Source organism: Streptomyces sp. NPDC098789, from assembly GCF_044759975.1.
Taxonomy (GTDB): Bacteria; Actinomycetota; Actinomycetes; order Streptomycetales; family Streptomycetaceae; genus Streptomyces.
On the sequence record NZ_JBIWAJ010000006.1, the window covers coordinates 228,756 to 242,846 of the forward strand.

The 14,091-nt window shown below is 73.7% G+C and carries 14 protein-coding genes; 7 read left to right on the forward strand and 7 right to left on the reverse strand.

Translation table 11 applies throughout. The features are described 5' to 3' along the window. Positions 1 to 151: 151 nt before the first annotated feature. Both ACIQWR_RS15650 and ACIQWR_RS15655 read left to right on the forward strand, forming a co-directional pair. Positions 152 to 1,639: an AlkA N-terminal domain-containing protein gene (locus ACIQWR_RS15650; RefSeq protein WP_404009003.1), complete on the forward strand. Its 1,488-nt coding sequence runs from the start codon at positions 152 to 154 to the stop codon at positions 1,637 to 1,639. Positions 1,640 to 1,693: 54 nt separating this feature from the next. Next, on the forward strand, positions 1,694 to 2,221 hold the full coding sequence (locus tag ACIQWR_RS15655; protein WP_404009006.1) for a methylated-DNA--[protein]-cysteine S-methyltransferase: 528 nt from the start codon (positions 1,694 to 1,696) through the stop codon (positions 2,219 to 2,221). 38 nt (positions 2,222 to 2,259) lie between these two features. Here ACIQWR_RS15655 and ACIQWR_RS15660 read toward each other — a convergent pair whose 3' ends face one another. From ACIQWR_RS15660 to ACIQWR_RS15670, 3 genes are all read right to left on the reverse strand, one after another. Then, positions 2,260 to 2,688 (reverse strand): hypothetical protein, encoded by a 429-nt coding sequence (locus ACIQWR_RS15660; protein ID WP_354383135.1) that lies wholly within the window; start codon positions 2,686 to 2,688, stop codon positions 2,260 to 2,262. 68 nt (positions 2,689 to 2,756) lie between these two features. After that, the gene (locus ACIQWR_RS15665; RefSeq protein WP_404009009.1) at positions 2,757 to 3,251 is read right to left on the reverse strand and encodes an NUDIX domain-containing protein; all 495 of its coding nucleotides are present in this window, start codon (positions 3,249 to 3,251) and stop codon (positions 2,757 to 2,759) included. Positions 3,252 to 3,295: 44 nt separating this feature from the next. Then, positions 3,296 to 5,014 (reverse strand): BCCT family transporter, encoded by a 1,719-nt coding sequence (locus ACIQWR_RS15670; RefSeq protein WP_404009012.1) that lies wholly within the window; start codon positions 5,012 to 5,014, stop codon positions 3,296 to 3,298. Between the two features lie 143 nt (positions 5,015 to 5,157). Between ACIQWR_RS15670 and ACIQWR_RS15675 the strand changes: the two genes are divergently transcribed. Beyond that, positions 5,158 to 6,306, forward strand: a complete 1,149-nt coding sequence (locus ACIQWR_RS15675) for a glycerate kinase (RefSeq protein WP_404009015.1) — start codon at positions 5,158 to 5,160, stop codon at positions 6,304 to 6,306. 617 nt (positions 6,307 to 6,923) lie between these two features. Here ACIQWR_RS15675 and ACIQWR_RS15680 read toward each other — a convergent pair. The 3 genes from ACIQWR_RS15680 to ACIQWR_RS15690 form a co-directional block, all read right to left on the reverse strand. After that, positions 6,924 to 7,448, reverse strand: coding sequence for an O-acetyl-ADP-ribose deacetylase (locus tag ACIQWR_RS15680; protein ID WP_404009017.1), 525 nt, complete (start codon positions 7,446 to 7,448; stop codon positions 6,924 to 6,926). Beyond that, positions 7,448 to 8,869: a phytoene desaturase family protein gene (locus ACIQWR_RS15685; RefSeq protein ID WP_404009382.1), complete on the reverse strand. Its 1,422-nt coding sequence runs from the start codon at positions 8,867 to 8,869 to the stop codon at positions 7,448 to 7,450. The genes ACIQWR_RS15680 and ACIQWR_RS15685 overlap by 1 nt, the downstream gene beginning before the upstream one ends. A gap of 66 nt (positions 8,870 to 8,935) precedes the next feature. After that, complete coding sequence (locus tag ACIQWR_RS15690) at positions 8,936 to 9,760, reverse strand: inositol monophosphatase family protein (RefSeq protein ID WP_404009019.1); 825 nt, start codon at positions 9,758 to 9,760, stop codon at positions 8,936 to 8,938. A gap of 231 nt (positions 9,761 to 9,991) precedes the next feature. Between ACIQWR_RS15690 and ACIQWR_RS15695 the strand changes: the two genes are divergently transcribed. From ACIQWR_RS15695 to ACIQWR_RS15705, 3 genes are all read left to right on the forward strand, one after another. Next, positions 9,992 to 11,155, forward strand: coding sequence for an alpha/beta hydrolase (locus tag ACIQWR_RS15695; protein WP_404009022.1), 1,164 nt, complete (start codon positions 9,992 to 9,994; stop codon positions 11,153 to 11,155). Between the two features lie 88 nt (positions 11,156 to 11,243). Next, entirely contained in the window at positions 11,244 to 11,837 is a 594-nt protein-coding gene (locus ACIQWR_RS15700) for a TetR/AcrR family transcriptional regulator (protein WP_404009025.1), read from the forward strand. 116 nt (positions 11,838 to 11,953) lie between these two features. Continuing rightward, positions 11,954 to 12,712: an SDR family NAD(P)-dependent oxidoreductase gene (locus ACIQWR_RS15705; protein ID WP_404009028.1), complete on the forward strand. Its 759-nt coding sequence runs from the start codon at positions 11,954 to 11,956 to the stop codon at positions 12,710 to 12,712. Between the two features lie 15 nt (positions 12,713 to 12,727). Here ACIQWR_RS15705 and ACIQWR_RS15710 read toward each other — a convergent pair whose 3' ends face one another. Further along, positions 12,728 to 13,849: a hypothetical protein gene (locus ACIQWR_RS15710; protein WP_404009031.1), complete on the reverse strand. Its 1,122-nt coding sequence runs from the start codon at positions 13,847 to 13,849 to the stop codon at positions 12,728 to 12,730. Here ACIQWR_RS15710 and ACIQWR_RS15715 point away from each other — a divergent pair. Next, positions 13,836 to 13,985, forward strand: a complete 150-nt coding sequence (locus tag ACIQWR_RS15715) for a hypothetical protein (protein ID WP_404009034.1) — start codon at positions 13,836 to 13,838, stop codon at positions 13,983 to 13,985. The genes ACIQWR_RS15710 and ACIQWR_RS15715 overlap by 14 nt on opposite strands. The last annotated feature ends 106 nt before the right edge of the window (positions 13,986 to 14,091 follow it).

Consider the following 14,091-nt stretch of genomic DNA (forward strand, 5'->3'; position numbering starts at 1 on the left):
CGGACACCGATACGGTGACCGGGGCCCTTCGCGTCGCACGGCGCACGGCCCCGGCCGGCCCCGTACCGGCCCCGGCGCCGGCCCGAGGTCCGTGAAGGTCCATGTCGGAAAACCGCCAGCCCGGCCCTCCGGAATGTCCGATCCTTGAGGCATGCACACCGACACCGAGCGCTGCGTGCGGGCCGTCCGATCGAAGGACGCCCGCTTCGACGGATGGTTCTTCACCGCCGTCAGGACGACCGGGATCTACTGCCGCCCGAGCTGCCCGGCGGTGCCGCCCAAGGTCGCGAACATGACGTTCCTGCCCAGTGCCGCCGCCTGCCAGCAGGCGGGCTACCGGGCCTGCAAGCGCTGCCGCCCCGACACCAGCCCGGGCTCCCCCGAGTGGAACGCCCGCGCCGACGCGGTCGCCCGGGCCATGCGGCTCATCCAGGACGGGGTGGTCGACCGCGAGGGCGTCCCCGGGCTCGCCGCCCGCCTCGGCTATTCGACGCGGCAGGTGGAGCGCCAGCTCAACGCCGAGCTGGGGGCCGGTCCGCTGGCCCTGGCCCGGGCCCAGCGCGCGCAGACCGCGCGGCTGCTGGTGGAGACCTCCGAGCTGCCGATGGGCGACGTCGCCTTCGCCGCCGGCTTCTCCTCCATCCGGACCTTCAACGACACCGTGCGCGAGGTCTTCGCCCTCGCCCCGGGCGAACTGCGCCAGAAGGCGCGTGCGGCCCACCGCGGCGCCGCGGAGCCCCGCGTCCCCGGCTCGCTGTCGCTGCGGCTGCCCTTCCGCGCCCCGCTCACCCCCGACAACCTCTTCGGGCACCTGGTGGCGACCGCCGTCCCCGGGGTGGAGGAGTGGCGCGACGGGGCCTTCCGACGGACCCTGCGGCTGCCCCACGGCACCGGCGTGGTGGCCCTGAGCCCGCGGCCCGACCACATCGCCTGCCAGCTGTCCCTGACCGACCTGCGGGACCTGACGATCGCGATCAGCCGCTGCCGCTGGATGCTCGACCTGGACGCCGACCCGGAGGCCGTGGACGACCAGCTGCGCCAGGATCCGCTGCTCGCGCCGCTGGTGGACAAGGCCCCCGGGCGCCGGGTGCCCCGTACCGTCGACGCGGCGGAGTTCGCCGTACGGGCGGTGCTCGGGCAGCAGGTGTCGACGGCGGCCGCGCGCACCCACGCGGCCCGCCTGGTGACGGCGTACGGGGAGCCGGTCACCGACCCCGACCCGGCGGGCGGGCTGACCCACCTCTTCCCGTCCCCCGAGGCGCTGGCCGCGCTGGACCCCGAGACCCTCGCCCTGCCGCGCAGCCGGCGCACGACCCTGACCACCCTGGTCGGCGCCCTGGCCGACGGGTCGCTGCCGCTCGGCCTGGGCAGCGACTGGGAGGCGGCGCGGGCGCAGCTCGGCGCGCTGCCCGGTTTCGGACCCTGGACCACCGAGGTGATCGCGATGCGGGCGCTGGGCGACCCGGACGCCTTCCTGCCCTCCGACCTGGGGGTGCGGCGGGCCGCGCGGGGGCTCGGCCTGCCGTCCACCCCGGCCGCGCTGACCGCCCGGGCGGCGGGCTGGCGGCCCTGGCGGGCGTACGCCGTCCAGTACCTGTGGGCGACGGACGACCACCCCATCAACCACCTGCCGGGCTGACCCGGCAGCCCCCACGACCACGCCCGCTCAGCCACGCACGAGGAGACCCGGCACATGGACACCACCAGCAGGCAGCACACCGTCGTCGACAGCCCCTACGGGCCGCTCACCCTGGTCGCCACCGGCGGCACGCTCAGCGGCCTCTACATGACCGGCCAGCGGCACCGGCCGCCGGAGGAGTCCTTCGGGGAGCGGGTGGCGGCCACCGAGGAGCCCTTCCCCGCCGTCGCGGCGCAGCTGACCGCCTACTTCGCCGGGGAGCGCACCGATTTCGACCTCCCCCTGCGGCTGGAGGGCACCGACTTCCAGCGCGGCGTCTGGGACCAGCTGACGCGCATCCCCTACGGCGAGACCTGGTCGTACGGGGAGCTGGCGGCCAAGCTGGGCAAGCCGAACGCCTCGCGCGCGGTGGGCCTGGCCAACGGGAAGAACCCGATCGGCATCATCGTCCCCTGCCACCGGGTGATCGGGGCCTCGGGCAGCATGACCGGCTACGGCGGCGGGGTCGAGCGCAAGGTGCGGCTGCTGGAGTTCGAGTCCGGCCGCGCGGGCACGGCGACGCCGACCGACGGCCTGTTCTGACCGGCGACCGTGCGGTCGTGCGGGGTGCGTAGTACCCCCTAGAGCACCATCAGGGGGACCAGGAGGGCGAAGGCGGCGCCGGCCTCGACCGCGTACCCGTACAGCGAGGGGTGCGGTACGGGGGCGGCGAGCAGCACCAGGCTCTGCTGGGACGCGGCGGCCTCCACCCACTCGGCGGGGGCGCCGAGGTTGCCCTGGTACCAGCCCTCGCAGGCGCCGGGCCCGCTGACGAAGAGGACGTCGTCCTCCCGGCGGTAGGCCGCGGTCCAGCCCTCGGCGGGGGCCGCCCAGCCGTCGTAGTCGGTGAAGTGGGCCCAGCCGCCGTCGCGTATCGCGGTGTCGAACAGCCAGACGGGCACGCCGTCGGGCGTGACGTCGGCCCCGGCCTGCTCCTCGGTGGTGAAGTGGACCATGGGCAGGGCGTCAGGCCCATCGGCGGTGCTGGGCCAGGCGTACATCGTGATCATCGGGTCATTGTGACCCGTCCCGTGTAGGCGCCGTGTGATGGGTCACCCTCCGGGCCCTGCGGGCCCCGCTACTGCGGTCGGCGGCCGTTCTCCAGCTCCGCCGCGCCCTCGCCCGATCCCAGGACCCGGTAGGCCTCCGCGGTGCGCAGCCCCAGCGCGCCGGGGAGGTGGTCGGTGAGCTCGGCGGGCTCGACCAGCCGCCAGGAGATCAGCTCCTCCTCCTGGAGCCTGATGGCGGCGAGCTGGTCCGCGTCCAGCACGCCGCCGTCGAAGAGGTAGGCCACGAGCGGCGGGCGGGCCGGCCCGAGCGTCCAGTCCACCGCGAGCAGCCGGCCGAGCGGGAGGTCGAGGCCGATCTCCTCGGCGCTCTCGCGGCGGGCCGCGCCGCGCGGGGACTCGCCCCGGTCCGACTCGACGGTCCCGCCGGGCAGCGCCCAGCCCTCGCGGTAGTTGGGCTCGACGAGCAGGACCCGGCCCGCGGTGTCCCGGTAGAGCGCGGCCGCACCGGCCAGCACGCGGGGCAGGCTCGCGATGTAGGTGGCGTAGTCATCCGTGGTGGTCACGGCGCCAGCCTACCGAGCCGCGCGGGGCCGGTCGCCGCTCCCGCTCAGGCCGTGCCGTCGCCGTCCTCGCGGTCCCGGGAGCGGGAGGACTCCGCCACGCGCCGCAGCCGGGGGTGGCGGGCCGGACCCTGCTCGGTGAGGGCGTCGCCGACCATGGCCCGTACGGCGTCGCGCACCCCGTGCAGCGGATGGTTGCGGGCGGGACCGGCGCCGGGGTCCGCCCGTAGCTCCTTCACCAGTGCCCAGCACACCAGGAGCATCACCAGGACGAAGGGCAGGGCGACGAGGATGGTGGCGGTCTGGAGGGACTTCAGCCCGCCGGCGACGAGCAGCACCGCGGCGACGGCCGCCATCAGCACGCCCCAGGTCACCACGAGCCAGGTGGGCGGATGCAGCGAGCCGCGGCTGGTGAGCGAGCCCATGACGAGGGAGGCGGAGTCGGCGCTGGTGACGAAGTAGGTCATCACCAGGGCCATGGCGACGTAGGAGGTGACCGTGCCCAGCGGCAGGGCGTCGAGCATCGCGAAGAGGGAGGCCTCGGTGCCGTCCTTGATCTTGGCGGCGAAGTCGACGGCGCCGGTGGACTCCAGCCGGATCGCGGTGCCGCCCATCACGCAGAACCAGATGACGGTCGCCCCGCTGGGCACCAGCAGCACCCCGACCAGGAACTCGCGGATGGTGCGGCCGCGCGAGATCCGCGCGATGAAGGTGCCCACGAAGGGGGCCCAGGAGAGCCACCAGGCCCAGTAGAAGATCGTCCACGCACCGAGCCAGGTGCTGTCGGTGAAGGCGCCGGTGCGGCTGGCCATCGGGAGGAGCTGGTGCAGGTAGCTGCCGACGCTCGCGGGGATCACGTCGAGGATGTACACGGTCGGGCCGAGCAGGAAGACGAAGAGCATCAGGACGGCGGCCAGCACGATGTTGATGGTGCTGAGCCACTTCACCCCCTTGTGCAGGCCGGAGAAGGCCGAGAGCACGAAGGCGGCGGACAGCGAGCCGATGATGATCAGTTCGAGGGTGGTCGAGTCCTCGACGCCGGTGGTGATGTTGAGGCCCTTGGCGACCTGGAGGGCGCCGAGGCCGAGGCTGGTCGCGGTGCCGAAGACGGTCGCGAAGACGGCGAGCAGGTCGATGGCGCGGCCCGGCCAGCCGTCGGCGCGCTCCCGCCCGATGAGCGGGACGAAGGCGGAGCTGAGGCGGTTGCCGCGGCCCTTGCGGAAGGTCGCGTAGGCGAGGGCGAGGCCGGCGATGCCGTAGATGGCCCAGGGGGTCAGGGTCCAGTGGAAGAAGGAGTACTCCAGGGCCGCGCGGGCGGCGTTGCCGGTGCCGGGGGCCGCGCCGCTGGCGGGGGGCGGGGTCAGGAAGTGGGTCAGCGGTTCGCCGACCCCGAAGAACATCAGGCCGATGCCCATGCCCGCGCTGAACATCATCGCGATCCACGCGAGGTTGGTGAACTCGGGTTCGGAGTCGTCGGCGCCGAGACGGATCCGGCCGAAGCGGCTGATCGCGAGGACGACGCACATGACCAGGAAGACGTCGGCGGCGATCACGAACAGCCAGGCGAAGTTGTTCAGCACCCAGGCCAGCGCGGTGCTCGACGCCGAGTCGAAGGAGTGCTTGCCGAGCGCCGCCCAGGCGACCACGGCCAGCACGGCGATCACCCCGATGACGACGACCACGAGGTCGGGCGAGTCGTCCCCGGGGGTTGCGGGTGCGCCCTCCGGGGTGTCCGGGCGTGGCTGTTCCAGTGAATCCGCACTCATGTGGCCCCACTATGCGCGGGAATGTCGGTATTAATGACCATGGCGCGCCGGGTGTGTCCCAGGCCACCCATGGGCATTGGAGAATCCTCCGGATAGGCTCAGGGTGGCGCGACTGCACTGTTCGATAGCAAGGGATTAGCAAGGTGACGGACGGAGCAGTAACTGAGACCGCGCGCGTGCTCATCGCCGCGGACAAATTCAAGGGCTCGCTCACGGCCGTGCAGGTCGCCGAGCGGGTGACGGCGGGCCTCCGCGAGGCCGTACCGGGCGTGGAGATCGAGACCCTCCCCGTCGCGGACGGCGGCGACGGCACGGTCGCGGCCGCCGTGGCGGCCGGGTTCGAGCGCCGGGAGGTACGGGTCACCGGACCGCTCGGTGACCAGGTCACGGCCGCTTTCGCGCTGCGCGAGGGCACCGCCGTGGTCGAGATGGCGGAGGCCTCCGGCCTCCAGCTGCTGCCGGCGGGCGTCTTCGCCCCGCTGACCTCGACCACCTACGGCTCGGGCGAGGTACTGAAGGCGGCCCTCGACGCGGGCGCGCGCTCGATCGTCTTCGGTGTGGGCGGCAGTGCCACCACCGACGGCGGCGCGGGCATGCTGTCCGCACTGGGCGCCGTGTTCCTGGATGCGAACGGTGAACCGGTCGGTCCGGGCGGTGGCGGCCTGGCCTCCCTGGCCTCGGCCGACCTGTCCGGGATCGACCCGCGCTTCGCCGAGGTGGAGTTCGTCCTCGCCAGCGACGTGGACAACCCGCTGACCGGTCCGAAGGGCGCTCCGGCGGTCTACGGTCCGCAGAAGGGCGCGAGCCCCGAGGACGTGGCGACGCTGGACGCGGCGCTGGCGCACTTCGCGCTGGTGCTGGAGAAGGCGATCGGCCCGAAGGCGGCCGAGTGCGCGCTGGCTCCGGGCGCGGGTGGTGCGGGCGGCATCGGCTACGGCGCGCTGCTGCTGGGCGCCACCTTCCGGCCCGGCATCGAGCTGATGCTGGAGGTGCTGGGCTTCGCCCCGGCCCTGGAGCGGGCCACGCTGGTGATCACCGGCGAGGGCTCCCTCGACGAGCAGACGCTGCACGGCAAGGCCCCGGCGGGCGTGGCGGCAGCCGCGCGCGCGGCGGGCAAGGACGTCGTCGCGGTGTGCGGGCGGCTCGCGCTGACCGAGGAGGCCCTGCGGGCCGCCGGGATCCGGCGCGCGTACCCGCTGACGGAGATCGAGCCGGACACGGCGAAGTGCATCGCCAACGCCGGTCCGCTGCTGGAGCGGGTCGCGGCGAACATCGCCGCCGACGTGCTCTGACCCCGACCGGCCCGGGCCCCCGCTCCCCACGGGAAGCGGGGGCCCCGCCACGTCCCCTCGTTCACCGGGCAAGCCCCCTGGCCGCCGGCCCTCAAACGCCGGGCGGGCTTGAAGAGCCCCGCCAAGGCCCCGGACCCGGCCCCCTTCAAGCCCCGCCGGCGTTTGAGGCGCCGCCGGAGGCACACCCGGGCCCAGCACCCGCCACAGGCACGCCCTCAAACGCCGGGCGGGCTTGAAGGGCACACTCTCAAACCCCGCCGAAGGCGCTGGGCCCACCCAGTGAAGCCCGACGGGCTTGCTCGGCCCGCCGATCCTCAAGCCCCGCCGGCGTTTGAGGCGCCGCCGGAGGCACACCCTGGCCCAGCACCCGCCACAGGCACGCCCTCAAACGCCGGGCAGGCTTGAAGGACACACCCTCAAACCCCGCCGGAGGCGCTGGACCCGCCCCGTGAAGCCCGACGGGCGTGCTCGGCCCGCCGATCCTCAAGCCCCGCCGGCGATTGAGGCGCCGCCGGAGGCACACCCGGGCCCAGCACCCGCCACACGCACGCCCACAAACGCCGGGCAGGCTTAAAGGGCACACCCCGAAGCCCGACCGGCTGGGTCGGCCCGCACCCTCAGGCCCCGCCGGAGGCGTACGCGGCCTCGAAGGCGGCGTACGCCTGCGCGTCGAAGAGGACGAAGCGGACCTCCTCCACCGAGCCCCCCGCCGCGGAGCGGACCGTCGCGAGCGCGATCCGCGCACCGTCGTCCATCGGCCAGCCGTAGACGCCGGTGGAGATGGCCGGGAAGGCGACCGTACGGGCCCCCAGCTCGGCCGCCACCCGCAGGGACTCCCGGTAGCAGGAGGCCAGCAGCTCGGACCGGTCCTCCTCCCGGGAGTAGACCGGCCCGACCGTGTGGATCACGTGCTCGGCCGGCAGCAGCCCCGCCGTGGTCGCGACCGCGCGGCCCGTCGCGAGGCCCTTGCCGTAGTGGGAGGCGCGCAGGGCGCGGCAGGCTTCCAGGATCTGCGGACCGCCACGCCGGTGGATGGCGCCGTCCACCCCGCCCCCACCCAGCAGGGAGGAGTTCGCCGCGTTGACCACGGCGTCCACGCGTTCGGCCGTGATGTCGCCCTGGACCAGGATGATGCGGACCATCAGGAGGAGCCCTTTCGCAGGTGGCGCCAGACCGCCTTCGCCGCGTTGTGGCCCGACATGCCGTGCACGCCCGGGCCGGGCGGAGTCGCGGAGGAGCACAGGAAGACGGCCGGGTGGGCCGTGGTGTACGGGGACAGGGTGAGCTTGGGGCGCAGCAGCAGTTGGAGGCCGGAGGCGGCGCCGCAGGCGATGTCCCCGCCGACGTAGTTCGGATTGCGGGCGGCGAGCTGCGCCGGGCCCGCGGTGGCGCGGGCGAGGACCAGGTCGCGGAAGCCCGGGGCGAAGCGCTCCAGTTGGCGTTCGACGGCGTCGGTGAGGTCGCCGTCCCAGCCCGCGGGCACGTGCCCGTAGGCCCAGAAGACGTGCTTGCCCTCGGGCGCCCGGCTCGGATCGACGAGGCTGGGCTGCGCGGTGATGAGGAACGGCGTGCGGGGGGCCTTGCCGCTGGCGGTCAGTTGCAGGGCGGCGTCGATGTCGCGGGTGCGCGGGCCGACCTGGACGGTGCCGGCCCGGCGCGCCGCCGAAGCGGTCCAGGGGACGGGCCCGTCCAGCGCGTAGTCGAGCTTGAACACCCCGGCGCCGTAGCGGTAGCCGTCGTAGGCGCGGCCCAGTCGGGCGATCCGGGCGAGCGCGGTCGGCGAGGTGTCGAAGACGTAGGCCCGGGCCGGCGGGAGGTCGTCCAGCCGCTTGACCTCGAAGCCGGTGTGGACGGCGCCGCCGAGGTCGCGCAGGTAGGCGGTGAGCGCGTCCGCGATGGACTGGGAGCCGCCGCGCGGCATCGGCCAACCGCCCGCGTGCGCGGCGAGGGCGAAGACCAGCCCGACCGCGCCGGTCGCGATCCCGCCGAGCGGCGCGATGACGTGGGCGACGAGTCCGGCGAACAGGGCGCGCGCCCGGTCGTCCCGGAAGCGCCGCATCAGCCAGGTGGACGGGGGCAGCCCGGCGAGCCCGAAGCGGGCCAGGGTGAGCGGGTCGACGGGCAGCGCGGTGGAGGGCAGGGACATGAAGTCCCGGGCCAGGGTGTCCCATCGGCCGAGGTACGGCGCGACCAGGCGGCGGTAGGCGCCCGCGTCCCGGGGGCCGAAGGACGCGGCGGTCTCGGCGACCGACCGCGAGAGCACGGCGGCGCTGCCGTCGTCGAAGGGGTGCGCCATCGGCAGCGGGGCGTGCAGCCACTCCAGCCCGTACCGCGCGAGCGGCATGGTCGCGAACACGGGCGAGCCCGCGCCCAGCGGGTGGACCGCGGAGCAGGGGTCGTGCCGGAAGCCGGGGAGGGTCAGCTCCTCGGTCCTGGCCCCGCCGCCGACCGTGTCGGCGGCCTCGAACACGGCCACGGAGAAGCCGCGCCGGGCCAGTTCGACGGCGGCCGTGAGCCCGTTGGGACCCGCTCCCACGACGACCGCATCGAGAATCGACGACACCATGCGACTCCTTCGTCCGGTGGCGGCACTGCCCCAGGTACCCCAGGATATTGCGCGGCCGCGGTGCTACGCGCCGCGCAGCAGGTCGCGGATCCGCAGCGCCGTCGCCTCGTCCCGGCCGACCGCGAAGGGCAGTGCGTTGTCACGGTCCACCCGGTACGGCTCGCCCGCGACGGTGCTCTGCGCGCCGCCCGCCTCGGCGACCAGCAGGAGTCCGGCCGCGTGGTCCCAGGCCGAGGGCCAGGTGAAGGCCAGGCCGTCCATCTCGCCGCGGGCCACCTTCAGGTACTCCAGGCCCGCCGAACCGCAGGGGCGCGCGGCCACGCCCGGTACGTCGAGGCGGCCGAGGGTGCGCTTGTCCTCCTCGCTCGTGTAGAGCGGGTGGGCCATGGCGACCCGCAGCGCGGCGCCGGCTTCGGGGGAACCGCTGCGTATGGCCTCGCCGTTGACGAAGGACCCGCCGCCGCGCACCGCGGTGGCGATCTCCTCCAGGGCGGGCGCGAAGGTCCAGGACGCGAGGATCTCACCGCGTACGGCCAGCGCCACCAGCGTGCAGAAGCCGGGGTCCCCGGCCACGAACTGCCGGGTCCCGTCGACCGGGTCCACGATCCACACGGGTGCCTCGCCGCGCAGCGCCCCGTAGACGGCGGGGTCCGAGTGCACGGCCTCCTCGCCGACCACCACCGAGCCCGGGAGCAGCCGGGTCAGGGAGTCGGTGAGGTGCTCCTCGGCGCGCCGGTCGGCGACGGTCACCAGGTCGTGCGGGCCGCTCTTCTGGTCGATCTCGTGGTCGGCGAGCTGCCGGAACCTCGGCATGATCTCGACCGCGGCGGCCTTGCGGACGGCTTCCTCGACATCGGACAGGTCACGGGCCAGAAACTCTTCGATCATGCCTCCATCAGACCACGCCGGACCGACAATCCCCACTGACAAAGGCGGGCCCGCGGGTGGACCGCGGGTAAACGGGGTCCGGTGGACCGGCCGGGCCGGTGACCCCGGGGTGACCGGAGGGTCGCGTACCGCCTGGTGGGGTGGGTGGGTGCGTGCTATACCGGCGCCGGGACGTCACCGGCCTGCCGCCGGGGCGCCGCAGCAGCCCGTACACCGACCAGGGGGATCTCCATGCGCGGATCGCGCGGATCGGCCGACCCGTCCTTACCACGCCGTACCCGCCGGGGAGCGGCGCTGCTCGCCTGCGCCGCGGCCCTGGCCCTGGCCTTCGTGGCGGCGCCCGCGCCCGCGCCGGCCGCGGCCGGCACCGCGCTCCCCTCGCTGCCCGCGCCCAACGCCTCGGGGTTGACCTTGCGGAGCTGGTCCGTCGCCACCGGCCAGAGCGAGCGGATGGGCGAGGCGTCCTTCACCACGCCCGCCCTCTTCGCCGCGCACGGCGGCCCCCCGACGACGGGCCGGGTGCCGGTGCGGGTACGGATCCTGCTGCCGGAGGGCTACCGGCGGGACCCGGCGCACCCGTACCCCGTGCTGTACCTCCTGCACGGCGGCACCGGGGACGTCGAGCAGTGGTCGAAGACCGACCAGGGCAACATCACGGCCGCGGTGCGGGGTTCGGCGTTCCAGGGCATCGTGGTGATGCCGGAGGCGGGTCAAGCGGGCTGGTACAGCGATTGGCCCGGGCACACGGACGGCTTCTTCGCGCCGCAGTGGGAGACCTTCCACGTCAAGCAGTTGCTGCCGTGGATCGACGCGAACTTCAACACGGTCGGGTCGGCGTCGGGACGCGCCGTGGCGGGCGCGTCGATGGGCGGCTACGGAGCCCTGCGCTACGCCGGCCGCTACCCGGAACTCTTCTCCGCGGTGGGCGCGTTCTCGGGAGGTACGGACATCTACCCTTCGGCCGCGCAGGACTTGATCGCACAGTCCACCTGGACGGTGGGGGCCTCGATCCAGTGGACCGGGCTCCTCGACGGGAAGTACCGGGTCACCGGCGACACCCCGTACCGGATGGCGACGGTCTTCGGCGCGCCGGACACCTGGCCCGGCCAGAACCCGGCGAACCTGGCGCTGGACGGCAAGTACGCCGCGTACAGCGGCAGGATGGCCCTGTACGCGGGCGGCGCCGACGGCGCGGGCGAGGTGGAGATCGGGGCCTGGAACGCGGCCCTGCACCAGGACCTCGCCGACCGCTCGGTGACCCACCGCTACTGCCGGGGCGCGGGCGAGCACGCCTGGCCGTTCTGGGGCCCGGAGCTCCAGGACTTCCTGTCGTACGCCTACGGGCCCGCCGCACCGACCACCTGCCCCAACGGCTGGGGTCCGCCGGCCCCGTGACCGGCGCACCCATAACCGACTCCATATACGTGAGTGGGCGCACACGCATTCTTGACCGACCGTTCCAGAGCTGCCTATGATCTTGTCCATGGCCAGGACCAAGGAATTCGATCCGGACGCCGCGCTGCAATCAGCCCTGGAGCTGTTCTGGCGCCGCGGTTACGAAGCCACCTCGGTGGCCGATCTGGTCGAGCACCTCGGGATCGGCCGGGCCAGCCTCTACGCGACCTTCGGCACCAAGCACGACCTCTACCTCAAGGCCCTGGAGCGCTATTCCGAGTCGACCCTCCCCGGGCTGCTCGCCGAGCTCTCCCGCCCAGGCCCCGCCCTGCCGGCGGTGCGGGGCGTCGTACGCCGCTTCGCGGCCGAGGCGGGCTCCCCGGAATTCCGGCTGACCGGCTGCTTCCTCACCAACACCGCCACCGAACTCGCCCCGCACGACCCGAAGGCCGCCCGTCGGGTCGAGAGCGGCTGGGACCGCCTCGAAACACTGCTCCACGCGGCCCTCTCCCGGGCCCGGGAACAGGGCGAACTCCCGCCGGAGCGCGACCCCCGGACCCTGGCCAGGCTCCTCCTGGTCCTGATGCAGGGGATCCGGGTCGTCGGCAAGGCCACCGAGGACCCGGCGCGCGTCCGGGACGCGGCCGAGCAGGCCCTCGCCCTCCTGGACCCGCACGCCTGACGCCTGACGCCTGAGTAACCGAGGGGGCCGACCCACTCGGTATTTCTTTCGCTGCCCTCATATTGAACCGATCGATCCAATATGGATCCCCATGGATCCCCCGAAGGAGAGCCCCCATGAGCCGCTTCACCGACAAGAGCGTCCTGGTCACCGGTGCGGGCACCGGTCTCGGTCGCGCCATCGCCCTCGCCTTCGCGGCCGAAGGGGCCCGCGTGGTCGCCGCCGGACGCACCGCGGCCACCCTGGAGGAGACCGTCGCCCTGGTCCGGGCCGCGGGCGGCACCGCGGAGGCGGTCACCGCCGACGTCACGGACTCCGACCAGGTCCGCGCCCTCGTCGAACGCGGCGTCGCCCTCTTCGGCGGCCTCGACATCGCCGTCAACAACGCGGGGATATTCCGCGGGACCGTCCCGACCGCCGACATCACCGAGGAGGACTGGACGGCCGTCCTGCACACGAACGTCACCGGCGTCTGGCTGGCGATGAAGCACCAGATCGCCCACATGCGCACCAGCGGCGGCGGCGCGATCGTCAACGTCTCGTCCAACCTCGGCACCCACCAGCGCATCCCGAACGCCGCCGCCTACCTCACCTCCAAGGCGGCCGTCACCACCCTCACCCGCGCCGCGGCCCTCGACCACATCGGCGAGGGGATCCGCATCAACGCCGTCAGCCCGGGCGCCTCGGCCGGCCCGATGTCCCTGCGCCCCGGCGAGAGCGACGCCGACCGCGCCGAGCGGGTCAAGACGCAGAACCCGCTCGGCCGGATCGCCGAGGCCGAGGAGATCGCCGCCGCCGTGCTCTACCTGGCCTCGCCCGCGGCCGGCGCCGTCGTCGGCGCCGACCTGGTCGTGGACAGCGGCTCCTCCGCCTGAGGCAGCCGCACGGGGTCAGCGCACGGTCGGTGCGCCGAGGCGCTGGAGGTAGTACTCGCGACCGCCGAAGATGGTGTCGGAGCCGCTGAACCCGGCCAGGTAGAGCGCACCATCGCGCGTGGTGGCCAGCGTCGACACCCCGTCGAGGCCCGCCTGGACACCGCTCACGGCCTCCCACGCGGAGCCGGTCCAGCGGACCAGCTTCGAACCGCTCCCACCGGAGACGCCGAGGTGGACCCGGCCGTCGTACACAGCCGCGGAGTTGGCGAATTTGGCTCCCGGGACGTCACGGCGGGTCCAGGTCGCGCCGTCCCAGTGCAGGACGTACGCCCCGGTGCGCGGCGCGCCCAGGCCCTTCTCGTCGAGGATGTGCCCCGTCACCCAGACGTCGTTGGGCCCGCTGCTCCTGACCGAGTCCAGCAGGGTGCTGACCTTGGCCGTCGCCGGCACCGGCACCTCGGTCCACCGGGTGCCGTCGTAGTGGAGGGCGAGGCCCTGGAAGCGGTCGTTGGCCAGGCCGCCCGCGGTGCGGTAACCGACGGCCCAGATGTCGTTCTCCGCCCGTACGTCGACGCCGTCGAGGACACCCTGAATCTGATCGAAGGTGGTGGTGTTCCAGGACGTCCCGTTCCAGTGCGTCACCGCCGGGGCCCCGTTCGCGCGGGAGTCGCCGACGGCCCACAGGCTGGTGCGACTGACGGCCTTGGCCGCCAGGAGTTCGAGCTTCTGGGTGTCCGGGTTGAGGTTCCCCGACCACGAGGTCCCGTCGTAGTGGTTCACCCGGAAGACACCGGTGCTCGTGTCCTTGCGGCCGATGGCCCAGACGTCGTCGGCGGCCGTGCCGGCCAGGGCGTCGATGCCCGCGTCGGCCGGCGGCGTCAGCTCCTTCCAGCTGTTCCCGGTCTTCTGCCACAGCTTTTCCGACAACTTGCAGCTGCCGCACATGGGCTGCCGGGTCTTCCCGACGGCGTTCTCGGCGTCGAACGGGAGGATGTACGCGGCGCCCTGCTCGGGTGACGGCCGGGACAACGTCTCCCAGGCCGGCGCCGCGGCGTTCGCCGGCGCCGCGGCCAGCGCGACGCCGGCGGCGGCCGTCACCGCGGCCGCACTCAGGGTGCGGCCGATGTTCGTGATCATTTCCTTCTCCATCACCGTCGTACGGACGGCCGAGGCCACGAACGGCGAACGCGCCCCGTCCAGGGAAGTGATCAACACTGCCGCGGCACGCACCGCCCCCGCCCCCGCGATCTCGGCATACGGGTACGAAGTCTGATGTCGCCACGTATCCGCCGACCAAGTCCCACTTATCCCGGTGACTTCACTCCGATATTCGTGACTGTGCGTCAAGAAAGGTCTGGAACAGACGACTTGGCCTGGCG